This window comes from Luteitalea sp. TBR-22, assembly GCF_016865485.1.
Taxonomy (GTDB): Bacteria; Acidobacteriota; Vicinamibacteria; order Vicinamibacterales; family Vicinamibacteraceae; genus Luteitalea.
Window position 1 is genome coordinate 5,309,057 of the sequence record NZ_AP024452.1, and the last position, 23,459, is coordinate 5,332,515.

General features: G+C 71.4%; 18 protein-coding genes. 3 read left to right on the plus strand and 15 right to left on the minus strand.

Translation table 11 applies throughout. From position 1 onward, the window contains the following. Positions 1–6: 6 nt before the first annotated feature. Positions 7–2,052 (minus strand): O-antigen ligase, encoded by a 2,046-nt coding sequence (locus tag TBR22_RS22020; protein ID WP_239489986.1) that lies wholly within the window; start codon positions 2,050–2,052, stop codon positions 7–9. After that, positions 2,049–2,690, minus strand: coding sequence for a hypothetical protein (locus TBR22_RS22025; RefSeq protein ID WP_239489987.1), 642 nt, complete (start codon positions 2,688–2,690; stop codon positions 2,049–2,051). Before TBR22_RS22025 ends, TBR22_RS22020 begins: the two co-directional genes overlap by 4 nt. On the opposite strand from TBR22_RS22025, the gene TBR22_RS22030 reads away from it, so the two are divergent. Continuing rightward, entirely contained in the window at positions 2,671–3,357 is a 687-nt protein-coding gene (locus TBR22_RS22030; protein WP_239489988.1) for a glycosyltransferase family 2 protein, read from the plus strand. The two genes, TBR22_RS22025 and TBR22_RS22030, sit on opposite strands and share 20 nt — an antisense overlap. A 41-nt stretch (positions 3,358–3,398) precedes the next feature. On the opposite strand, the gene TBR22_RS22035 is transcribed toward TBR22_RS22030, so the two are convergent. The 8 genes from TBR22_RS22035 to TBR22_RS22070 form a co-directional block, all read right to left on the minus strand. Then, a complete protein-coding gene (locus TBR22_RS22035) occupies positions 3,399–6,359 on the minus strand; it encodes a POTRA domain-containing protein (protein WP_239489989.1) in 2,961 nt (986 codons plus the stop codon). Continuing rightward, positions 6,359–10,486: a translocation/assembly module TamB domain-containing protein gene (locus TBR22_RS22040; protein ID WP_239489990.1), complete on the minus strand. Its 4,128-nt coding sequence runs from the start codon at positions 10,484–10,486 to the stop codon at positions 6,359–6,361. Before TBR22_RS22040 ends, TBR22_RS22035 begins: the two co-directional genes overlap by 1 nt. Before the next feature lie 2 nt (positions 10,487–10,488). Beyond that, the gene (locus tag TBR22_RS22045) at positions 10,489–10,995 is read right to left on the minus strand and encodes an acetyl-CoA carboxylase biotin carboxyl carrier protein subunit (RefSeq protein WP_239489991.1); all 507 of its coding nucleotides are present in this window, start codon (positions 10,993–10,995) and stop codon (positions 10,489–10,491) included. A gap of 15 nt (positions 10,996–11,010) precedes the next feature. Continuing rightward, positions 11,011–12,537, minus strand: coding sequence for an acetyl/propionyl/methylcrotonyl-CoA carboxylase subunit alpha (locus TBR22_RS22050; protein ID WP_239489992.1), 1,527 nt, complete (start codon positions 12,535–12,537; stop codon positions 11,011–11,013). 205 nt (positions 12,538–12,742) lie between these two features. Next, complete coding sequence (locus tag TBR22_RS22055) at positions 12,743–14,293, minus strand: acyl-CoA carboxylase subunit beta (RefSeq protein WP_239489993.1); 1,551 nt, start codon at positions 14,291–14,293, stop codon at positions 12,743–12,745. Between the two features lie 3 nt (positions 14,294–14,296). Further along, complete coding sequence (fsa, locus tag TBR22_RS22060; protein ID WP_239489994.1) at positions 14,297–14,944, minus strand: fructose-6-phosphate aldolase; 648 nt, start codon at positions 14,942–14,944, stop codon at positions 14,297–14,299. A gap of 74 nt (positions 14,945–15,018) precedes the next feature. Continuing rightward, entirely contained in the window at positions 15,019–15,765 is a 747-nt protein-coding gene (locus TBR22_RS22065; protein ID WP_239489995.1) for a fumarylacetoacetate hydrolase family protein, read from the minus strand. A gap of 126 nt (positions 15,766–15,891) precedes the next feature. Continuing rightward, entirely contained in the window at positions 15,892–17,283 is a 1,392-nt protein-coding gene (locus TBR22_RS22070) for a hypothetical protein (protein ID WP_239489996.1), read from the minus strand. 229 nt (positions 17,284–17,512) lie between these two features. Between TBR22_RS22070 and TBR22_RS22075 the strand changes: the two genes are divergently transcribed. Both TBR22_RS22075 and TBR22_RS22080 read left to right on the plus strand, forming a co-directional pair. Continuing rightward, positions 17,513–18,388: a PEGA domain-containing protein gene (locus TBR22_RS22075; protein WP_239489997.1), complete on the plus strand. Its 876-nt coding sequence runs from the start codon at positions 17,513–17,515 to the stop codon at positions 18,386–18,388. A gap of 15 nt (positions 18,389–18,403) precedes the next feature. Further along, on the plus strand, positions 18,404–18,772 hold the full coding sequence (locus tag TBR22_RS22080; RefSeq protein WP_239489998.1) for a hypothetical protein: 369 nt from the start codon (positions 18,404–18,406) through the stop codon (positions 18,770–18,772). A gap of 29 nt (positions 18,773–18,801) precedes the next feature. Here TBR22_RS22080 and TBR22_RS22085 read toward each other — a convergent pair whose 3' ends face one another. From TBR22_RS22085 to TBR22_RS22105, 5 genes are all read right to left on the minus strand, one after another. Then, positions 18,802–20,169, minus strand: a complete 1,368-nt coding sequence (locus tag TBR22_RS22085; protein WP_239489999.1) for an APC family permease — start codon at positions 20,167–20,169, stop codon at positions 18,802–18,804. A gap of 26 nt (positions 20,170–20,195) precedes the next feature. Further along, a complete protein-coding gene (locus TBR22_RS22090; protein WP_239490000.1) occupies positions 20,196–20,711 on the minus strand; it encodes a hypothetical protein in 516 nt (171 codons plus the stop codon). Positions 20,712–20,749: 38 nt separating this feature from the next. Continuing rightward, positions 20,750–21,559: a hypothetical protein gene (locus TBR22_RS22095; protein ID WP_239490001.1), complete on the minus strand. Its 810-nt coding sequence runs from the start codon at positions 21,557–21,559 to the stop codon at positions 20,750–20,752. 121 nt (positions 21,560–21,680) lie between these two features. Continuing rightward, positions 21,681–22,529: an anti-sigma factor gene (locus TBR22_RS22100; RefSeq protein WP_239490002.1), complete on the minus strand. Its 849-nt coding sequence runs from the start codon at positions 22,527–22,529 to the stop codon at positions 21,681–21,683. Positions 22,530–22,540: 11 nt separating this feature from the next. Further along, positions 22,541–23,161 (minus strand): RNA polymerase sigma factor, encoded by a 621-nt coding sequence (locus tag TBR22_RS22105; protein ID WP_239490003.1) that lies wholly within the window; start codon positions 23,159–23,161, stop codon positions 22,541–22,543. Positions 23,162–23,459: the final 298 nt, after the last annotated feature.

Below are 23,459 nucleotides of genomic sequence, written 5' to 3' on the forward strand. Positions count from 1 at the left end.
CGGTCGTCACGGCAATCGCTCCACCTTCCACTCGCCCACGACCACGCCCAGGACGCGCGCGTCGCCGGGCGCCTGCCAGGTCGGCGTGACGCGCATCTGCAGGCTGTGCCAGCGGCGCTGCGTGCCAGCGAGGAATCGGTAGTCGAGGGTCACCCACGGCCCGGGCGGCAGTCGAACGCGATCGGCCGGCCGGCCGTCGATCGTCACCTCGACGTGCTGCGTCGCCGACGACAGGTTGCGCACGGGAATCGTGATGCGATGCGCGTCGGCCGGCACGTAGAAGACCGACTCGCCAGTGCTCCATCGGTAGGTCTCGCCGCGGGCGCCGATCTGGTCTTCGTGGAGACCCTCGTTGGCCGGGAGCGCCACCGGCGGCGGCGGGCCGGCTATCCAGCCGGTGCGCACCGGGACGGACGCGAAGGCCACCACGATCAACGAAAGGGCGATGGCCCGCCACGCCCGCGGCAGCGCCGGCGCACCGAGCGTCGCGACGCTGGCGCAGATCGTGAACACGACGACGTCCTCGCGCAGCAGGATGCGATCGCCGGTGAGCATGGTGAGCGCGTACCCGGCCAGCCCGCCGAGCACGCCGACGACCGGCCACGACTGCCGATCGCGGGGCACCAGGTTGCCTGGCGCGAAGGCAGCGATCGCGATGGCCGCCAGCATGCACAGGAAGGCCGCCACGCCGAGCAGGCCGAGTTCGCTGGCGACCAGCAGATAGGTGTTGTGCGGGGAGAGCTTGGCGTCATGTGGCAGCGAGTCGATGCCAAGCCGCGCCCGGACCACCTCGAACTCGAGGGGCGACCTGCCGAGCCCGATCCCCACCCACGGGTGCGCGCGGACCATGTCGCGGGCGACCTGCCAGACCGCCAGCCGTCCCTTGGCAATTGCGTCGGGAGGCTGGCGCAGGTTGAACGTGAACAACCAGGTGTGCAGGTACGAGGTCTGCTGCTCGTGCCTGACGTTGAGCACCGTACCGGCGACCACGAGGGCGATCAGGACCGCCCCGAGCAGGCCGACGGCTCGGCGCACGAAGCCACGCGCGTGTTCGCGCACCAGACGCGAGGCATCGACCGCGTCGAGCCCGAGGCGTCCTGCCAGTCCGATCGCCACCAGGAGGCCGGCAGCCAGCGCGAGCAGGCCCGTCCGCCCGGCGGTCATCACCGTGGCGGCGACGGTGAGGGCGAGCGCGCTGCCCCAGGCGAGGCGCCAGCGGCCGGAGGCCCGCAGTGCGAGCCCGGCAATCACGGGCGCCACCAGGGCGTAGAACGCGGCCAGCGCATTGGGGTCGTTGTAGGTGGCGTTGATCCGGATGATCCCGGCGTCGAACACCCGCCAGGCCTGCTGCAGCCCCAGTCCCGTGTGGGCCTGGTACATGCCGAAGAGAGCCGTGAGCACGGCGGCGACACCGGCACCGGCCAGGACGCGATCCCGCGTGTCGCGCGTGATCGCCCAGCCGACCATCAGGCCGCACAGCAGTCCGTCGACCAGGACCGTCCATGCCAGCATCGGTCCGGCCTGGTCGGCGAGATCGGGCTGGAAGATGTAGGCCGGCACCTGCGCGCGCAAATCACGTGCGACGCGCCCGACGTCGAAGCCCCGCCAGGGCTCGGGCGTGAGCAGGACGAGCGCGGAAGCGGTGGCCACGGCGAGCAGCACGAGCCAGCCCGCCGGCAACGCGCTGCCTTCGCCGCTGCGTCCCGCGACGAGGCGCCGCGACAGCCACGGCACCGCCTGCGACGCCACCAGCAGGTGCTCGATGCCTTCCGGCGTGCCTGGCACCAGCGACGGCCAGATCGGCAGGAGCGGCACCAGGACGATCAGCAGCACCGGTGACCACCGGGGACGCACCACGGCCATCAGGGTGCTCGCCAGCAGGGCGAGTCGGCACCACGGGGGCACCAGTGGCGAGGTGACCGCCGCCCACGTGGGACCGACCAGCAGGCCGGCCAGCAGGATCAGCAGTCCTGCGCGCCTGGCCAGTTCGGGGACCAGCCGCCCGCCCTGTCGTGTCGCCTCGGGCGGCGCGACCGCGGCCGATCCGTTCACCGCGGCCCCGCGATCTGCACGGAGGTACGCCCGCGGATGCCATCGAGCCAGTCGGACACGAGCGCCGATCGGCGAGCCTGCACGAGCCGACGCCGCGCCGCGGCGAGTTGCTCCGCCGTGGGACTTCCGCCGTCGCGAGCGGCCTCCTGGCCGACCTCCGCGTCGGTGGGCTGGGCCGCCGCCGTGAATCGCTGGTCCACGTACACGTCGATGCGCAGGTCGTCGCTGACCCACTGGCGCGCTCGTGCCTCGGTGAGCCCGAGCCCCCGGAGCTGCCGCGCCCAGGGACCGTCGCCGCCGGCCCGCTGCCGTGCTCTCCCGAGCCGCTCGTCCACGGCTGCGGCGATGGGCTCGGCGACGCCGAGGCGATCGACCTCGATGTGCATCAGCTCGCGCGCGATGAGGCGCTCGACGCCATCGGCCGGCGTCCCCGTGGCGGGAATCGACCCGAGCAGGCGCGCGACCTCGACGTCGCGCCAGGTCAGCGCCTGCTCACCGACGACGGCCACGAGCCGGTCGACGAGGACGGCCTGTCGGGCCAGCAGTGGCGAGGCCCCGCCGGGAAGCGCCAACACGACCAGATATACTGTCGCGGCCGCCCGGCGGCGCCACGCCTGCATGAGACTGACCGTCGTCATTCCTGTCTACAACGAGGTGCACACGCTGCTGCACCTGATCGAACGGGTGCAGGCCGTGGCCGTGGAGAAGGACATCGTGCTGGTCGACGACTGCTCGACCGACGGCACGCGGGACCTGCTGCGCGGGACGACCTTTCCTCCCAACGTCCGCGTGTTGTACCACGAACGCAACCAGGGCAAGGGCGCCGCCCTGCGGACGGGCTTCACGGCCGCGACCGGCGACGTGGTGATCATCCAGGATGCGGACCTCGAGTACGACCCCGAGGAGTACCCGAAGCTGCTGAAGCCGATTGCCGAAGGCAAGGCGGACGTGGTGTTCGGCTCGCGCTTCGCCGGCGGCGAGACCCACCGGGTGCTGTACTTCTGGCACTCGCTCGGCAACAAGTTCCTGACCCTCTGCTCCAACGCCTTCACGAACCTCAATCTCACCGACATGGAGACCTGCTACAAGGTCTTCCGCCGCGAGGTCCTGCAGCAGATCACCGTCGAGGAGAACCGCTTCGGGTTCGAGCCGGAGATCACGGCCAAGGTGGCCAAGCTCCGCGTGCGCATCTACGAAGTCGGCATCTCGTACTCCGGTCGCACGTACGAGGAAGGCAAGAAGATCGGCTGGCGCGACGGCGTCCGCGCGCTGTGGTGCATCGTCAAGTACAACTGGCTGCGCTGAACGGCGACTCCTGAGCCCTGAGTCCTGAGCCTTGAGCCCTCCTAGAATGCCTGTCCCACCGTGATGTGCAGCGCGGTGCGGCCCTCGCGCGTGCCGTTGGCGAACGTCAGGCGATCGAGCTTGAAGCCGAGATCGACGCGGATGGGCCCGATCGGCGAGAGGTAACGCACGCCGAAGCCGGCGGCGCCGCGAATCTCGGTGATGTCGAGGTTGGAGACGCGCAGGAAGACGTTGCCGGCATCGACGAAGGCGGCCGCGATGAGCCCGCGCCAGACCGGGACGCGCACCTCGCTGTTGAAGATCAGCAGTGCGTTGCCGCCGGTCGGCAAGCCGTTGCGATCGAGCGTCGCCGGCTCGCCGAGCCGGTCCTGCGCGAAGCCGCGGACCGTGTTGTCGCCGCCGGCGAAGAAGCGCTCCGCCGCCGGCAGGTCCGTCACGGTGTCCACCAACGGCTGGCCGTCCGGCCCGACCAGCGGCTGGCCGTCGTCACCGAGGCGCACGACGTCACGCGGCAGGCCGCGCGCGAGTCCGAGGCGTGCCCCGCCGGCGACGACAATCCGTCGCGCCCCGGGAAGGCGTCTGTAGACGAAGCCCTGGAGCAGCGACTTGGCGAACCCCACCTCCGAGCCGATGGCGCGCCCGGCCAGTTCGCCGTCGACGGCCACGAACGTCCCCCGCCCCGGGTCGAGCGGGTCGTCGCGCGTGTCGCGGATGACCGAGTTGGTCACCGAGGAGATGCGGACCTGCGGGAAGAGGCGGTCGACGTTCAACTGGTCGTCGGCGGCGATGCGAGCGTCGTACAACTCGGTACGGCCGACGCCATAGCGGGCGACGAAGGTCGTGTGCTCGCCGAACAGGCGTGACCAGTCGACGCGCGCCTGCTGGCGGCGAAAGCTGAAGCTCGATCTGATGGCCTGTTCGACGAAGGCCGTGACGTCGAGGTTGGCCGAGTCGAGGAACGCCCGCGGCTCTCGCCACGTGCCGAGCACGCGGTACTCGTTGAGCGCGAGGCCGGTCCCGTCGCGCTCGGGATCGCCGGGATAGTCGCGCGGCCTGACGCTGGCGCGCATGAAGAAGTTGAGCGTGCGGTTCTTGCCCCAGAGGTTGCGCCGCCCGGCCTCGACGAAGCCACGGGCCGCGAACTCGAAGTCTTCCTCGACCGCACCGGTGTCACTCACGGTGCGCAGCCGCTGTCCGCCCTGCAACCCGGCGCCGTACCCGACGGTCGTCACGGGCGCTTCCTCCACCGTGACGATCACGTCGTGGGCGTCGACGTCCGACTGGCCGACGTCGACGATGCGCACGCTGCGGAACAGGCCGAGGGCGGTCAGCCGGCGCTGGCTCTCGAACACGCGCGCGAGGCCGTAGGGTTGTCCGCGCTCGATCCGCAGCTCGCGCCTGATCGTGTCCTCGCTGGTCCGGACGTTGCCCACCACGAGGATGCGGTCGACGATCGTCTGGCGGCCCTCGACGAGCGCGAACGTCACCGCGATCTGGCCCGGGGTGGCGGCGGTCTCGAGCCGCGCCTCGATCTGCGCCTGGCGGTACCCCTCGTCGAGGTACCGTCGCAGGACGGCCTCGCGACTGGCCAGCACCGCCGACGACGAGAACGCCTGTCCGGGTCCGATGGTCAGCACCGAGCGGAGGGCGCCCTCGTCGAGGGCCCTGACGCCCTCGAAGGCGATGCGCGACACGGTGGCGCGCGTCCCCTCGGCGACGCGCAGCCGGATCTCGAGCGCGCCCGGCACGTCGGAGGACAGCGACGGCGCACTGACGTCGACGAGCGCCTGCTCGACGCGCGCCGCAGGGAAGCCGCTGTTCTGGTACAGCTGCGTGATCGAGGCGATGCCTGCCGCGAGCGCCGAGGGCGCGAACGGCTGGCCTTCCTTGATGTCGATGCGCTGTCGCAGCACCGGCACGGGCAGCGCCTGTGCGCCGCCGATGACGACGGCCTGGACGCGATAGACCCGCCCGCGCGCGATCGTGAACACCACGTCGAGGCCGCCCTCGGTCTGGCGGCGCAAGTAGGTGACGCGCGCGCGCCAGTATCCCCGCTCCTGCAGCCAGGTGGCGATGCGGGCGCGGGAGTCCTCGAGCAGGTCCTCGTCGACACTCGCCTCCTCGCGCACCGGCACGAGCTCGCGCCGCGCCGACTCGGGCAGTTGGTCGCCCTCGAAGGTGAGGGTGACCAGCGGCCCGCGCGCGACGTCGAGCGTCACGTCGATGGTCGTCGGGTCCTGACCCGGCACCGGGGTGGTCCGCACCACGGCCTCGTAGTAGCCGGCACCGCGCAGGCGCTCCGTGTAGCGCTGCACGCGACGGTCGATCTCGTCGCGGTCGTAGGGGGTGCCGGCGGCCAGGCCGATGGCGGCGCGGGCCTCGGCCTGCGCGGCGGCAGGCAGCCCGGTCACGGTGACGCGCCCGATCTCCCAACGAGGGCCGGGATCGCCGGTGATCACCAGCGTCACGACGTCGCGCCGGTCGGTGGCTTCGAGGCGCGTGGCCAGTTGCGGACGCAGGTACCCCCGCCCTCCCAGGACGTCCTGCGCGGCGGCCACCGCGTCGGGTGCCGACGCGGCCGGGGCGGACGTGCCGAGGCGCTCGCGGGCCGCCCGGGTGATCGCGCCGCCGAAGGGCTTCAGCGCGCCGTCGACGCGCACCTCGCCGATGCGCTGCGCGGACGTCAGCTCCAGGCGCACGACGACGCCATCGGGCGCGGGGTCGGCGAGCACGTCGATGGCCGCGAACCGGCGCAGGTGCGTCAGGTGCTCGATCGACGAGCGCACCTGCGCGGGGTCGAGCGGCTGCCCCACCACGATGTCGAGCAGCGGCGGCAGGTCCGGGTCGGCAGCCGGCAGGCCGTCGAGCAGAATCCGCACGCCGGTCACGCGCCGCCCCTGCACGTCGGTGGCCGTGATCGCCGTGGCCGGCGCCTGCGACCGGGCCGGCCCCGCGTGGCCGAGGGCCAGCAGCACGACGAGTGCGGCCAGGGAGCGACGCATCAGAAGACGTGACGCACCCGCACGTCGATCGCGTAGGTCTGGTCCTCGTTCTGCGACACGATCCAGGACAGCCGGTCACTCTGCGTGAACTCGAGGAGGATCAGCTGGTCGCGCTGCTCGGAGGTCAGCAGCTGCGCGAAGGTGAGGTACAGGCGCTCGCTGATGCGCTTGCCGATGGTGAGGCGCGCGCCCGGGCTGAGGCGCGACGACTGCTGGCCGAAGTTGGCGAGCGACGGGGTGATCTGCACCGAGTCGACGCCGAGGGCCTGCTCGGCGACGCGGCTCACGTTGGCCGAGATCGGACTCGCGAGCAGCCGTGCCGCCCGCGCGGCGATGAGATCCTGCTCGGTCTGGTTGGGCGCCCGCAGGGCCCGCAGTTCCGCGTTCACCGGGTCGCGGACGTCACCGAACAGGAGCGCCATGATGTCGACCGCGTTGAGCGGGGGATCGGAGGACAGGTCGAAGACGAAGCGGTCGGGCGTGCCCGACACCCGGAAGGTGACGTTGTAGATCTGCCCGGGCACCTGCGCGCGCGTCTCGGCCTCGATGTCGAAGAACGGCTCGATGCGTGTCGGGTTCGAGAAATCGATCACGCCACGCCGCACGTTGTAGCGCTTGCCCTCGAAGAACACCTCGCCGCGCTCGACCTCCGCGCGGCCGAACAGCTGCGGCCGGTCGTACGTGCCCCGCAGCGTCAGGTCGGCGCTCGACACGAGCCGCGCGGTGTTGTTCTCGATGCGCAGCGTCGAGGGCGCCTCGACGCGCAGGTCGAACTTGAGGGGATAGCTCGACTCGGCCGCCGCCGGCCCGGCGGCCAGGCCACCGGCGGCGAGCCCGAACACGCCGGTGCCACTCGTGTCGATGCTGCGGGTGAGCACGGCATCACGGACCCGCACCGCGCCGCTCAGGGTCGGCAGCGACAAAGGCCCGCGCAGCGTCAGCGACACGTCGACGATGGACCGGAACCCCTCGGGGTACCGGATGCGCATCTCGTAGCCGGTGGCCGTCACGTTGAACTCGCTGGGCGTGAGGCCCCTGAACGTCACGCCGCCGCCGAAGCGCACCGGACCGCCACCGAGGCGCGCGGTGACCCCCTCGAGCGAGGCGCCGCCGGTGTCGAACCGGACCGTGCCGTTGATCGACTCGAGCGAGTGCGGCAGGCCGCCGTAGCGGAGCCGGCCGTCGGCGATGAGCGCCGACCCGCTGACCACCGGCGATCGCCAGGAACCGCTGATCTCGGCCGACACCTCGGCGGCGCCCGACGCCCGCACGTCCTGCAGCGCGCCCTGCAGGAGCCCGAGGTTGGCATCTCCGAGGAGGCGGATGCTCATGCGCTCGGTGCCCATTTGCACGTCGCCGACGACGTCCAGGCGCGTGCCCTCGCCGACCAGGCGCATCCGCTCGATCGAGAGCCGGTCCTGGCCGAGCGCCAGGCGCAGCGGGCCGTCGTTGCGGATGGCGTAGTCGATGAACCGGACGCGCAGGCTGTCGACGCGCAGGTCACCGCGCAGGCGCGAGGAATCGTTCAAGGGCCCGACCAGGCGCAACTGGCCCGACCCGACCATCGAGGTGAAGGGCGAGAACGTCGGGCTGTAGACGCGGACGTAGGGATCGAGCGACGTGTTGGCGAACGTCAGCGTGATGTCGCTGTCGGCATCGTCGTCGAACGGCATGCGGCCGGTGCCCGAGACGGCCAGGCGTGACGATGCCATCTCGAGCGCGTCGATGTACATCTGCCGGTCACGGATGGACAGCTGCGAGGTGACCTGCCCGATGCCCTCGTCGCCGACATAGAGGTCGTCGATCGCGGCGCGCACGTCGTAGCGCGGCGCCTGGAAGGTCGCGTCGCCCTCGGCCGTCAACCGCAGCTGCCCGGTGAGCGGCACGCCCTCCCAGGTCAGCGCACGGACGCTGGACACCGGGATGCCCCGCCCGTCCACCTTGAAGCGGTACGTGCCCGCCCACGCGACGTACGCGCCGCCGTTGACGTGGCCGCCCGCCTTGGTGATGACGATGTCGTCGAGGAACACGCCGAGGCCGTCGAAGCGGAGCACCGACGTGATGGTGTCGAACGGCTCGTCGTAGGCCACCCCGCGCTCGATGCGCAGCCGCCCGAAGCCGTGCAGCGCGCGGTAATCGCCCTGCAACTGGTAGTCGCCCGAGACGGGGCCGTCGATCGGATAGTCGTCGAGCACGAAGGCGTGTCGCAGGTCCTCGAGCGGCCAGTCGGTCATCGCGATCCGGGCCCGCATCTCCTCGCCGCCGTCCTTGCGCGGGAAGCCGAGCGAGAAGCGACCGGCCACCCGCATCCGAGCGCCGCCCTTGACGAGCTCGGCGTCGGCGATGTCGACGTAGCTGTTCTCGACGACGAGCGCGGTGCGCGCGGTGCCCCAGTCGACGTCCCATGCCCGCAGGTCGCGCCCGCTGAAGTCGCCGGCCACGCGCGGCGCCTTGAACCTGCCGGTCAGCCGGCCGTCGAACACGCCCGACCCGCCGACCGCCACCGGGCGGGTGCGCGCCCCTGCCGCCGTCATGATGCCGGCCAGCAGCCTGTCGCTCTGCTGCCAGTCGCGACTCGTGACGTGGAACGCGATGTCGGAGTCGTCGCCCTGCGCCGTGCGGCCACTGAACTCGATGTAGGTGTCCGGCGTCGCGGCGTAGCTGCGCGCCACCGTGATCAGCGAGCCCTGATAGGCGTACTTCAGTTCCGCGGTGACCGGCACGCGGCCGAGTGGCGCATCCCGATCGAGCGCGGCGGGCGGCCGCACCGCGGGCGCGCCCAGGTCGACGAGTTCGCGGCCCTGCATGCGCTGGCCATCGGGAGCGGTGACCACCATCTCGCCGTCGCCGGTGCGCTGGTCGAAGTGCCCCGACGGGAAGTCCAGCAGGTGGCGGCCCTCGGCGCGGCCGGCGACGGCCATGCCCTCGAGCCCGACGACGCGGGAGACCTGCTCGACGTCGACGTCCTTGTAGCGCGCGTCGAGCCGCTGGTGCGCCGGGACGGGCGCGCCGAGCGGCGCGTAGCGGTAGTTGATGTCGAGCTGCCCGCCGGCGAACCGCATGCGCGACTGCAGCACCTCGAAGCGGTCCTTCTCCCAGATGAGGGAACCGGCCACGTCGTCGAAGTCGAAGAGGGTGAGGCGGGTGCGCGGGCTCTGGAACGTGCCGGTCAACCGGCGGAGGCCCTTGCCGAGGGCGAATCGCCCCTGGAACCGGCCCGTGCCCGTGAGCGCGAAGTCCCGGCCCGGGAAGAAGAGCGCCTTCATGCGCGAGAAGTCGATCGTCGAGCGATCGATGTCGTACACCTGCTCGGGCCAGTTCGACAGGTTCACCAACCCGCGGATCTGCGACGTCGAGCCGTCGCCCTGCAGCTCGATGCGAGGCAGGCTCACCTTGCCGCCGTCGATCACGAACGAGGTCTGCATGTGCGCCCACATCGGCGCGAACTTCATGATCGAGATCACCCCGTCGTGGAACGTCGCGGTGCCACGGTAACGGTCGCTCTTGGCGATCGTGATCTCGAGGTTGCGCGCGTCGGCGCTCCACGGCGTGCCGTGGTCGACGAAGTACACGCGTCCCCTGGTGCCGGTGAACCGGCGCAGCGTCGTGACGAAGCGCTTCGGCCCGTCGGACCGCGGGAGCGTCAGTTTCGGGAAGTTGTGCCGGCCGCCGGCGAACTGCTCGATGTTCATCGTCCAGTCGCGCATCGTCACGTCCTGGATGACGAGTTCACCGCGGACGATGGACCACCACGGCATGGCGATGGTGATGCGCTCGGCGGTGAAGAAGGGCGCGTCGGCCGGCGTGAGGCCGGCGATGCGCAGCCGATCGACGACGAACTCGCCGCGCAGGAGGCGGACCGAGAGGCCGCCGATCGACAGCGGGCGCTGAAGCCGCTTGCTTCCCTCGAGCTCGGCGTACTCGCGCAGGCCCGGACCGAGATCGATGGCGAGCAGCGAGACCACCGCGGCGGCGACCGTCGCGACCAGCAGCGCGGAGGCGCGCTTGCTCAGGTGCCACACGAAGCGGCGCTTGCGGCCGCGCTCGCGCGGCGGGCGCGATTGCGGCGCCGGGTCCGGCGCCGGAGTGGCGTCGGGGGGGCCGGCCGGGGTGGGCTCGTCGGCCACGCTCACTCCACGACCACGAGCGGGCGCCCGGCCTCGACCGACTCGCCGGCCCGCACGAGGACCTCGCGCACCATGCCTGCCCGGCCTGCCGAGAGCGCGTTCTCCATCTTCATGGCCTCGATGACCACGAGGGGCTGGCGAGCCTCGACGAGATCGCCGACCGCGACCGGCACGCGCAGGACCTTGCCGGGCATCGGCGCGACGAGGCGCAGTGGCCCGCCGGCCGCGGCGCCGCTGCCGGCGGACCGACGAGCGCGGGTCGACGCCAGGGCGGGCAGTCGCCGGCCGTCCACGTGCACCAGGCGCTCGCCCGGCTGCGCGCCGCCCTCGACGACCATGTCGAGCATCGCGCCGTCGGGCAGGCGCAGGCTGAGTCGTCCATGTCCCAGATCACGGACGTCGCAGGACAGCGCGCGGCCGTCGAGGTGCAGGTCGAGCGTGCCGGCGTTGGCGCCGGCAACGATGGTGACCTCGCTGACCTGCCCGTCGAGCTCGATGTGAAGGCGCATGCCCACCGGGCAATTCTACTTTCTGAGGGCGGCCTGCCTGGCCGCGGCAGCCCAGCCGCCGCGTGTCGAGCTGCGCGGCTGGGCCGCCGCGGCGGCAGGCCGCTGGCTGGCAAGGAACGCCGAGGCGGCCACGGCCAGCACCGCGGCCTCGCGGTGGCCGTCGCCGGCGGGCGCGAACGGCTCGCCGGCACGCCGCTCCAGCTCGGTGTCGAGCATCGTGGTGTCGAGCTCGCCGCGCACGAACGAGGGCTGCTCCAGCATCCAGCGGAAGAAGGGCAGCGTGGTCGGGATGCCGCCCACGTGGTACTCCGACAGGGCCCGCAGCATGCGCGTCCGCGCCTGCTCGCGGTCGGCGCCCCAGGCCACGAGCTTGGAAATCATCGAGTCGTAGTGGATGGGCACCTCGAACCCGACGTCGACGCCGCCGTCGTCGCGGATGCCCGGCCCGCCGGGGACGTGCAGCGAGGTGATGCGACCGGGCCGCGGCATGAAGCGCTGGTCGGGATCCTCGGCGTAGACCCGGCACTCGATGGCGTGGCCGCGCGGCACGAGTGCCTGCTCGGGCGGGACCGTGAGGCGCTCGCCGCGGGCGATGCGGATCTGCCACTGCACCAGGTCCACGCCCGTGACCATCTCGGTGACCGGGTGCTCCACCTGCAGCCGCGTGTTCATCTCGAGGAAGTAGAACCGGTCCTCGGCATCGACGAGGAACTCGATCGTCCCGGCGTTGGTGTAGCCGACGGTGCGCGCGACCGAGGCCGCCGCCTCGGCCATGCGTGCGCGCAGCTCGACACTCATGCGCGGCGCGGGCGACTCCTCGATCACCTTCTGGTGGCGCCGCTGCACCGAGCACTCGCGCTCGACGAACGGCAGGACCGTGCCGTGCTGGTCGGCGAGCAGCTGGATCTCGACGTGCCGGGGGCGCAGGAGGCGGCGCTCGAAGTACACCGCCGCGTCGCCGAACGCGCCGAGGGCCTCCGACCGCGCGGTGTGCACGGCGTCGACGAGCGCCGCCGCGCTGCGCACCTCGCGCATGCCCTTGCCGCCGCCGCCGGCCACCGCCTTGACCATCAGCGGGTAGCCGACCGCGTCGGCGAGCCGTTGGACCTCGGCGTCGGGAACGTCGGCCAGCACGGGCGTCTGCGTGCCCGGCACGACCGGTGCGCCGGCGGCGATGGCCGCATCGCGGGCGGCGGTCTTGCTGCCCATGCGGGCGATGACGGCCGGCGTCGGGCCGATGAACGTCAGCCCGGCGTCGACGCAGGCCTGCGCGAAGTCCTCGTTCTCGGCCAGGAACCCGTAGCCGGGATGCACGGCGTCGGTGCCGCTCGCCTTCGCGATGGCGATCAGCTTGTCGATGCGGAGGTAGGTCTCGCCGGGCGCATTGCCCTGCAACGGGAACGCGCGATCGGCATAGCGCACGTGCCGCGCCTCGCGATCGACCTCGGAGTACACGGCGACCGTGCCGATGCCCATCTCGCGACAGGCCCGCATCACGCGGACGGCGATCTCGCCACGGTTGGCGATCAGGATGGTCTTCATCGGTCGGCCTTCGTCACTGGGCCTTCCGCCTTCGCCAAGGCTTCGGCGGACAAGTCGTCATTGCAGACTCGCCGATGGGCGCCTCTGGCGCGCGGCGAGTTCGGCCGTCGGCCTTCGAAGCCGGCCTGCGCGGCGGCAATGGCCTTCGACATTCCCGGCATTCGCGGCATCGCGGCAGCTCTCGCTGTGGGCGCGCGTCGCGCGCTCACAGCGGAATGTTCCCGTGCTTCTTCGGCGGCATCGTCTCGCGCTTGCCGTGCAGGCGCTCGAGCGCGCGACAGATGCGCATCCGCGTGGTGCGCGGGGCGATGACCTCGTCGAGGAAGCCGCGCGTCGCCGCGACGTACGGATTGGCGAACGCCTCGCGGAACTCCTCCACGCGCGCCGCCCGTGCCGCCACCGGGTCGGCAGCCGTCTCGATCTCGCGCTTGTAGAGGATGTTGACGGCGCCCTCGGGACCCATCACGGCGAGTTCCGCCGTCGGCCAGGCGAGGTTGACGTCGGTGCGCAGGTGCTTGCTCGACATCACGCAGTACGCGCCGCCGTAGGCCTTGCGGGTCACCACCGTGATCTTCGGGACGGTGGCCTCGGCGTAGGCGTAGAGCAGCTTCGCGCCGTGCCTGATGATGCCGCCGAACTCCTGCACGGTGCCGGGCAGGAACCCGGGCACGTCCTCGAAGGTCACCAGCGGGATGTTGAAGGCGTCGCAGAAGCGCACGAAGCGCGCGCCCTTCACCGAGGCGTCGATGTCGAGGACGCCGGCCAGGTGGGCCGGCTGGTTGGCGACGATGCCGACCGGGCGGCCGCCCATGCGCGCGAAGCCGACGACGAGGTTCCTGGCGAAGTGCTGCTGCACTTCGAGGAACACCCCCTCGTCGACGATCGCGCCGATCACCTCGTGCATGTCGTAGGGCTGCATCGCCGAGGCCGGCACGATGGTGTCGAGCTCGGGCGCCTCGCGATCGCTCGGATCGGTGGTCGGGGCGACCGGCGGGTCGTCGACGTTGTTGGACGGCAGGTACGACAGCAGGTCGCGCACCAGCGCGAGGGCCGCGTCGTCGTCGGCCACCGCGAAGTGGGCGACGCCGCTGCGCGCGTTGTGGGTCATGGCGCCACCGAGTTCCTCCTTGGTGACGTCCTCGTGGGTGACCGTCCGGATGACGTCGGGCCCGGTCACGAACATGTAGCTCGTGGCCTCGGTCATCACGGTGAAGTCGGTGATCGCCGGCGAGTAGACGGCGCCGCCGGCGCAGGGCCCGAGGATGGCCGAGATCTGCGGCACCACGCCCGAGGCGAGCGTGTTGCGCAGGAAGATGTCGGCGTACCCGGCCAGCGACGCCACCCCTTCCTGGATGCGGGCGCCGCCCGAGTCGTTGAGGCCGACGATGGGGGCACCCACCTTCACGGCCTGATCCATGATCTTGCAGATCTTGGCGGCGTTGGTCTCCGACAGCGACCCGCCGAAGACCGTGAAGTCCTGCGCGAAGGCGTACACCACGCGCCCGTCCACGCACCCGCTGCCGCAGACCACGCCGTCGCCGGGGATCTGCTGCGCTTCCATCCCGAAATCGCGGCAGCGATGGACGACGAGCTTGTCGACTTCCTCGAACGTGCCGGGGTCGAAGAGGCGCTCGATGCGCTCGCGGGCGGTGAGCTTGCCCGCCGCGTGCTGGCGGGCGATGCGATCGGCGCCGCCGCCGAGCTCGGCGCGGTGCTCGAGCTCGGCGAAGCGCGCGGACGGGCTCTGGTGGGCCATGGGCTACTTCTGCTGCGCTTTCTCCCAGTCCTTCAGGAACCGCTCGAGGCCGATGTCGGTGAGCGGGTGCTTGAAGAGCGCCTCGATGACCGCGGGCGGGCAGGTGCAGATGTCGGCGCCGAGCTTGGCGGCCTCGATGATGTGCAGCGGCCCGCGGGTGCTCGCCACGAGCACCTGCGTGGTGAACTCGTAGTTGTCGTAGATCTCGACGATGTCCTCGATGAGCCCCATGCCATCGTGGCCGATGTCGTCGAGGCGGCCGACGAACGGGCTGACGAAGTAGGCGCCGACCTTGGCGGCGATGAGGGCCTGGGCGGCCGAGAACACCAGCGTCACGTTGACGCGCGTGCCCTCGTCGCTGAGCGTCTTGCAGGCCTGCACGCCGGCGGGCGTGAATGGCACCTTCACGACGATGTGCTCGGAGATCTCGCGCAGCTCGCGCCCTTCGCGGAGCATGCCCTCGAGGTCGGTGGCGACCACCTCGCCGCTCACCGGGCCCTGCACGATGTCGCAGATCTCCTTGAGGATGGCCCTGGGGTCCTGCTTCTCCTTGGCCATGAGCGACGGATTGGTGGTGACGCCGTCCACGATCCCGAGCGCATGCAGCCGCTTGATGTCCGCGATGTTGCCTGTATCGACGAAGAACTTCATGTCTGCTCCTCTCGGCCGGGCTCGCCTGCCCCGACCGAAGTCGAGGGAAGAGCCGGCCCTTCCCACACCAGCCGCTACGAGGCGGCGATCACCGGGTTGCGCAGCGCGCCGATGCCCTCGACGTCCACCACGATTTCGTCGCCGGCCTGCAGCGGACCGATGCCGGCCGGCGTCCCGGTCGACACGACGTCCCCAGGCAGCAGCGTCATGATCCGCGAGATGTACGCGATGAGCATGGCCACGGGGAAGATCAGCTCCCGCGTGCTCGAGTCCTGCCGGACCACGCCGTTCAGCGTGCCGGTCACCCGCAGGTCCGCCGGCGAGAGGCCGGTGGCGATGCACGGGCCGAGCGGCGCGAACGTGTCGAAGCCCTTCGCCCGGGTGTAGCGCCCGTCCTTCTTCTGCAGGTCACGCGCCGTGACGTCGTTCATGCACGTGTAGCCGAGCACGTGCGTCATCGCCTCGGCCTCGGACACCCGCGTCGCGCGGCGGCCGATCACCACGGCCAGTTCCGACTCGTAGTCGACGCGGCCGACGCCCTCGGGGATGACGATGGCGTCGCCAGGGTCGACGATCGCACTCGACGGCTTGAGGAAGATCAGCGGCTCGGCCGGCAGCGGCTTGCCCTGCTCGGCGGCGTGGTCCTTGTAGTTCAGGCCGATGCACACGATCTTCGATGGCGTCACGGGCGCCAGCACCTGCGACGGCGCCGCCACCTCGGCACCGGCGCGCCAGGCCCCGAAGATGTCGCCCTCGAGGGCGCGGAACGCGCCGCCCTCCTCCACCACGTACCCGTCCGGGGTCCTGAAGATCTTCGCCATCAACCCTCTGTGTCGGCCGTCGGCCGTCGGATGCTCGGAGCCTTCACGATGGCCGACCACCGGTCCGCCGAAGCATCGGCGAAGGCGGAAGGCCGAACGACGAAGGCCGTCTGTGTCGATGCCTGCCTACCTGGCGCTCTCCCGGACCCTGTTGCTCTCCGGGCTGGCATTGGCCGGCGTCGCCTTGTCGACCGCGACAACGGCATAGATGTACACCACGCCGGGCTGCGCCGTGGTGTCGCGGAACGTCGACTCGGTCACCGGTGCCTCGGTGATCGGCTTGAGCGCCTCGCCTTCCACGCCGCGCAGCACCAGATATCCCGCCAGGTCGGCGGCCGTGACCGGCTCCCAGATCAGCGACACACCGCCGCCGCTGCCCACCGCGACCAGGCCGGTCGGCGCCGGAGGCGGATAGGTGTCGACGGCGGTCACGCAGGCCGGCGGCGACAGCGGGCTCTCGATCGTGACCTTGCCCTGCTGCTCGACGGTGCGGACGGCGTAGCACCGCGGCGTGCCGAACGTGATGCGGGGGTCGGTGAAGCTCCCCGTCTCGAGGGGCGTCGCATTCAACGCCGCTGCCGGCACCGGGGTCGTCGCACCGGGCGCTGCGACCTCGTAGACGCGGTAGGTGTGCGGCGTGCCGTAGGTCACCAGGGGGCGCGCCGGCAGCAGTGCTTCGTCGGGCTTGGCCGACACGGCCTGCTTGAAGTCCTCGGCACTCACGGTGCGTTGCAGCGGCAGTTGCACTCCCGGTGGCGTCGCCCAGGTGACCGTCACCGACGAGGCGTCGTGGGTGACCGTCGGGGCGGGCGGCGCCGGGGGCGCCGCGGTCATCGGCACCGCGATTGGGGCCGAGGGCGCGCCGGCGGTCCCTCGCGTGGAGTAGGGAACGGTGATGTACGCGCGGGTCACCTGTGGCGACGGCTGCGGCCAGAGCAGGGTGCGTCCCGAGCCGTCGGTGGACGGCACCGGCGTGTCGTCCACCTCGTCGCCGACGGCCGCGCGCACCTTGGCGATCTTCTCGCTGTCAGGATGCTCGAAGACCGTCGATCGGATGGCGTCTGTGAGTGTCTCCTCCACCCGGACGACCTGCCCCTGCACGGGCCGTGGGTCGGCCACGGCAGGCGCGCCCGACGCATCGGCCGCCTTCTCCTTGGGGTCGGCGTCCTCGTCCTCGGGGGGAGGCGGGGGCTGGACCTCGACGCGTCCGACACGCGTCAGCAGGGTCTCGATCTCCCGGGTCGTCAGGGCGCGCCCCAGCGGCCCCTCGGCCTTGCCGGTCGCCGCGTATACGTCGACGTACGCGAGGTCGGCCGGGCTCGAGCTGTCGGCATTGCCCGTGGGGACCGTGAACTGGACGGCCACCGTGTCGCCGAGCCTCGAGGCAGAGACGTCCGAGATCAGAGCCGGGGCCGGGCGGAGCGGCGCCAGCGGCGGCCCCTTCTTCCCGCACGCCGCGGAGAGCGGGACCAGACTGGCGAGCAGGAAACCGAGCAGGAGCGGACGCGCAGGACTCACGGGCTCCCTATCCTACCCTGCACGCCGCGCCGGGCCGGGCTGGCTGGCCCGCAGCAGGCCGGTGCGGGGGAAACGACACCCGCCGGCACCGTCCTGTGCGGGCGACGTCGCGCTGCTGCTTCAGGGGGACAGCACCGGACGGCGGCGAGCTCGCACCACCGCCAGGCGATCACGATGCCGTGGCAGGCTTGTTGCAAAATCAAGGGTGGACCTGCGTCCGGAGTGCATCATGAAGAGCACAGTCAGCACCGCCATCGTCGCGGCCTTCCTCCTCGCCGGCGTGCCTGCCATCGTCGCCGGGCAGCGTCCCCGCAATCCGGGGGGCGACTCGGGTGGATCGTCGTCGGGTAGTTCGGGCGGGACGAGCACCGGCAGCGTCGCGGTCCCGCGAGACGGCGGCAGTACGCCGTGGGGCGGTGGCGGGTCGGGGGCTTCCCGGCCGAGTGAACCGGTCTCGCGTCCCTCCGGCGGCAGTCGCACCACGCGCGGGGGCGGCGGTGGAGGCGGCGGCCCCGTCTACGGCGGGGGCAGCGGCTCGGCACCCGGCTATTCGCGACCGCGCAACGGTGCTCCCGTCACCGGCTACGGCGTGCCCCGCGGCTCGGTGGCCACCCTGCCACCCATCATCTCGGGTCCGATCTACTGGGGTCCCGGCGACTGGTATTTCTACCCGTGGGGATACGGAGCCCTGGGCCTCGGCTACTTCTGGGATCCCTGGATGTGGAGCGGCATGGGTTACGGCTGGGGCGGCTACGGCTACCCGTGGGCCGACCCGTACTGGGGCGGCGGCGGCGGGGGCGGCCTCGGCGGCAGTACATACGCCCCGGCCGACAGCAGCCAGAACGCCACGCCCGATCCGTTCGACCCCGACGCCCCGACCGGCGGCGTGCGCCTGAAGGTGGAGCCACGCGATGCGGCGGTCTATGTCGACGGGTTCTACGCGGGCCTGGTCGACGACTTCGACGGCGCCATGCAGAAGCTGAAGATCACGCAGGGCTCGCACCGCATCGAACTGCGCCTGGCAGGGTACGAGACGGCCACCTTCACGGTGACGATCGTCGCCGGCGAGACGACCTCGTACAAGACCACGCTGAAGCGGCAATGAGCTAGCCTGTGGCGCATGCCGCCACGCCTGCTGGTGCACGTCCTGGGCCTCTGCAACGTCGTTGCAGGGGCCCTCGTCGCATTCGGCCCCGGGTTGCTGATGCCCGGCGCCGATGGCCTCGGGACCACCGCGGCCCGGGTGTTCGGCGGCTCGCTCGGCGCCTTCCTGGCTGGCAGCGCCGTCGGCGCCTGGCTGATGCCGTCGGGCGCACGGCGGCCGTACCTGTGGGTGTTCGGAGTGGGTGTCAAGGTGGTCGCCGCCGCCCTGTGGGGCACGCTCGCCGTGTCGAGCGGCATCACGCAGCTCTGGAGTGGCGCGGTGGTCGATCTCGCTGTCGCCGCGCTGGTGACGACGAGCCTGATGCGGCACGAAAGCCAGGCCTGAGGCTCGACGCGGGCGTTCGCCGTTCGCCCTTACCGTGCGCGCTGGAACAACCAGTACACGGGCACTCCGGTCGCGAGGATGGCGACGCCCGCCAGTGACGGCAATGGCTCGCGCCAGATCGCATTGACGACCATCGCGGCGCTCGCGACCACGAACAGTGCCGGCGCCACGGGATACCCGAGCGCCTTGAACGGACGCGGGGCGTCGGGTTCACGACGGCGCAGGACGAACAGCGCCAGGACGGCGATGCCGGCAAACAGCACCACCGTGAAGCCGGTGTAGTTGACCAACTGCGCGAAGGTCCCGGTCAGCACCAGCACCACGCACCACACCGCCTGCGCGACGATGGCGGCCAGCGGCGTCTGGGTCCTCGGGTTGACCTGGGCCGCAGCCCGCAGGAACAGGCCGTCGCGCGCCATCGCGTAGTACACGCGTGGCCCCGCGAACACGTTGGCGCTGATCGTCCCGAGCGCGATGAAGATGCCGACCACGACCAGCATCGTCGCGGCGCCGGGGCCGAACAGGACCTGTGCCGCAGCGTCGACGACGCGCACCTCCACGGCGGCCATGGCCTGCACGTCGAGGGCGTAGAGGTACACGACGTTCATCGCGACGAACAGCACGACGACCGCAATCGTCCCCATCGCGAGCGCCCGCGGCACGTTGCGTCCCGGATCCTTCACTTCCTCGGCGATGTAGGCGGCGGCGTTCCAGCCGGAGTAGCTGAACATCACCGGGATGAGCGCCAGCAGCAGGCCCGAGACCGTCCAGGTGGCGGTCGGCGACGCGATGAAGTGGGCGGTCGTGCCCTGCCCGAACGAGAGGCCAGCCGCGACGAAGACCACCAACGCCATCACCTTGACGAGCGCCAGCGCGTTCTGCACCACTCGCCCGGGCCCGAGCCCGAGCCCGTGCACCACCGACAGCGACACGATGATGACGATGGCCAGCAGCTGCTGAGGGGACAGGCTCAGCGAGATCACGCCGAGCGGCAGGCTCACCCAGGGCGTCGAGTTCCCGACGCCGGGGAAGAACCGGTCGAGCAGGCCGACGAGCCCCATCGACGTCGCGGCAATCGCCCCTGAGAAGCCGGCGACGAACGAGGCCCAGCCCGTGAGGAACGCCGCCAGCGGGCCGAAGGCCTCGCGCAGGTAGACGTACTCGCCGCCCGAGCGCGGGCGAAGCGCGGCGAGTTCGGCGTAGGCCATCGCGCCGGCGAACGCCAGGATGCCGCCAGCCAGCCACACGGCGAGCATGGCGCCCGGATGGCCCGCCATGCCGGCCACGATGGCGGGCATGAAGAGGATGCCGCTGCCGATGACGTTGGAGACGACGACGGCTGCCGCGTCGTACGCGGACAGGCGGCGCTCGAGGTGCGACGTCGCTGCCGACGGCACCGCTGCTTCTGAAGCCGGGCCGCGGCTCACTGCGCGGCCTTGGCAGGAGCCGGGGCGATCGCGAGCAGCTGTCGATCGACCACCTGCTCGGTCAGCTTGACCCACTGGTTGCCGCCCTGCTTGGCGAACACCTGCACGACGACGTCCTTGAACCCCTGGTGCTGGAACATCTGCACGCGAGCCTGCTCCCCCGAGTAGCCGAAGCGCGATCGCATCACGAAGGGCCCGACGCTCTGGCCCGACGCCAGGCCCTGGTAGTCGATCGCCCACACCGACTGCGAACCGAGTTCCTCGGGATCCTCGAGCACGCGGAAGACGGCGTTGACCTGCACGCTGTTGATCGAGCGCGACGCCTTGTTGCGCAACTTGAACGAGACGGTCGGGAGGAGACGGTTCTGCCCTGCCTCGACGCCGCCATCGTCGTAGCCGGTCTTGAGCTCGTAGACCTCGAGCGCCTCGTCGGCCCTGGGAGTGCCGAAGCAGCCGGCAGTCAGCAGAAGTGCGGGCAGTGCGAGCAACAGGCGGCGGTCCCGGCGGAGCATGGACGGCATTCTAGCCTCTCGGCTCGCGGACGCGCGGCTCAGAACTCGCGGATGACGACACGGGCGCGGGCCTCGTCGCGGGTGAGGCGCTGCGCCCGGAACTCGGCGAGATCGGCGACGCGCACGCTGAGCGTCACCGTGACCATGTCGGACACGGCATCGGGAAACGCCACGTAGCCGGCATCGCGCGCCGCCACGGTCACCCACTCGGTGGCGCCGAGCGGCAGGGAACCCGCGTAATCGAGCATGGCGTCGACGAGGGCCTGCTTGACCTCGGCTTCGTACACGGCACTGGGATCGGGCGTCGGCTCGGCGGCGGGCGCCTGGTTCGCGCCTGCGGCGCTGGGCGGGCCGTCAGCGGCGGCCTGCGACGCACGCCGCGGTGCCGGTGTCTGGCTCCCGGGCGGGGGCGCTACCACGGCCAGTTGCAGCTGCACCGTGCGCATGGCGCGCTCGAGGTCGGCACGCACGATCGGGTCCTGTTCGGCAGACGCGAGCTTCTGCAACGAGGCCAGCACGCGCTCGTCGCGGTCCTGGCTCAGCACGCGGAGCGCCCAGTTCACCGACTCGCTCAAACGCGGCACTTCCACCGAGAAGAACAGGCCGTAGCCCTCGATGCGGAAGCCCTGGGCCCGCGGGGCGCCAGCCAGGGCGAGCACGTCCGGGGTCACCGCCTGAAGGCGCCGGCGCATGAGGTCGGCGGCATGCTCCACCGCCCGTTCCAGCACGCTCTCCATCTGGCGCACGTGGTAGCGCGCCGTGAGGGTCGCGCCGCGACCGCCGTCGGGGCTGGGGACCGATGGCGTCGCCGCCGCAATCGCCGGCGACGCGACGACCGCGCTGGGCACCGGGGACTGCGCCTGGGCTGCGGCGCCGACAAGGAGGAACGCCGACGTCAGGGCGGCGAGACGGCCGGGAGCGGGGCCCCGGCGACGTGACGCGGAAGGCACGGGAGTAAAGACGCCCGGATCAGGGCCGTGGCTGTGTCGCGGCGACCCGGCGCAGCAATTCGTTGCGCTGCTGTTCCAGGCGCTGGAAGGCCTGCTCGACCTGGACGATGTCGTTCTGGCGCTGCAACTCGAACTGCCGCCCCAGTTCGGTGACGCGCAGCGCGAGGTTCTGCTGTTGACGGACTTCGCTCTGGTCGAGGAGGTCCTGGACCTTCTTCAACAATTCCGCCTGGGCCACGTCGGGCCGCACCGGACCAGCCGCGGGAGCGACCGCCGACGCCCGCAACGCAGTGGTCGGGGCGGAGGCCTGCGCCTCCTGCAGGAGGCGCGACACGTCGGCGCGAATCTGCGTGGCGAGCAGGTCGAGGTCGGCGCGCCAGGGCGGTTCGCCGGAGGACGCCTGTGTCACCCACGCAGCAGAGGTCGAGGGCGGGGCGACGGCCGTAGTGGTCGGGCGGGACGGCTGCGGGACGGCCGGCGAGGCCATCGAGGCGACCTGCCCCTCCCCGGCGACAACACCCGTCCTGATCCGAAGTCCCTGGTCGTTGTAGGTGATGTCGATCCTGGCCAGCGACGCGGCGGCGGCCAGCAGCAGGACGGCGGCGGCGGCCAGTCCACCCGTCCAGACGACGGAGCGCCACCGGGATGGCGGCGGCGTGCGGACGATCGAGAACCCGAGGGGCAGCCGCGGAGCGTGCCAGGCGCCGAGGGCGCCCCTCGTGGTGTCGAGGCCCGCGAGCACGGCGGCGCACCGTGAGCACCGATCCACGTGGGCCTGCAGGGTCACCCGTTCGGAGGGCGTCCCCTCATCGTCGTAGAGCAGGACGAGCAGGGTTTCGGGGTCGGGACAGTGCGTCACATCGCTCATTTACGTGGCCGTCAGCGTCGACGCGCCTCCGCGCCAGATGCCGGTCGTGCGTCGGGCAGGACCACGTCGGCCGTGATGCCCTGCCGCTCCAGCTCTCGCCGGAGCACGACCAGCCCCTGGTACAGGCGGGTCTTCACCGTGCTCAAGGGGCAGTCCAGCAGATCGGCGATCTCCTGGAACGTGAGCCCCTGGTATTCCTTGAGGACGATGGCCTTGCGCTGATCCTCGCTCAGCGCCGACATCGCCCGGTTCACGGCAGCGCCCAGATCGCGGCGCGCCACCAGATCCTCCACCGACTCGACCGGCCCGTGCTCGCCGGCCAGCTCGATGACATCCACGCCTTCGGGCGTCTCCACGAAGGGCGCCCGCTTCTGCCGACGGATCCAGTCGCGGCAGAGGTTGAGCGTGATGCGATACAGCCAGGACGAGAACTTGGCATCGCCCCGGAAACCGCCGAGCGAGCGATAGGCACGCAGGAAAGCCTCCTGCACCAGGTCGCGCGCTTCTTCCTCGCGCCCGATCACCCGGTACGCAAGGGCATAGATCGGCCGCTCCCAGCGAACCACGAGCTGGTTGAAGCTCTCCATGTCGCCACCCGCTGAACGGGTGACGAGATCCTCGTCGCTGGTCATCGTCGCGGCAGGACCCGGGTCATCGCCTCCCCGTGTCCTGTTCTTCTGACGCACGGGGGATGAAATGGTCGGCTCGGACACCTCGAGGTGTCGGAGCTGGTCTCCGGTGAGGACAGAAACGGACATTGGCACGCTCCTGCCCGGTCGATTGTGCAAGCTGACGGCCAAAATCGGCGCTCGAGCGTCGCCGACCCACACTTTCCTCGAATTGCCACACATTCCCGCCTTGAACGGCGGGATCGACCGTCCTCGAGCCCGGCCGCGGCGGGCACACCGACCGGCCCGGGGTCCCTCCCGA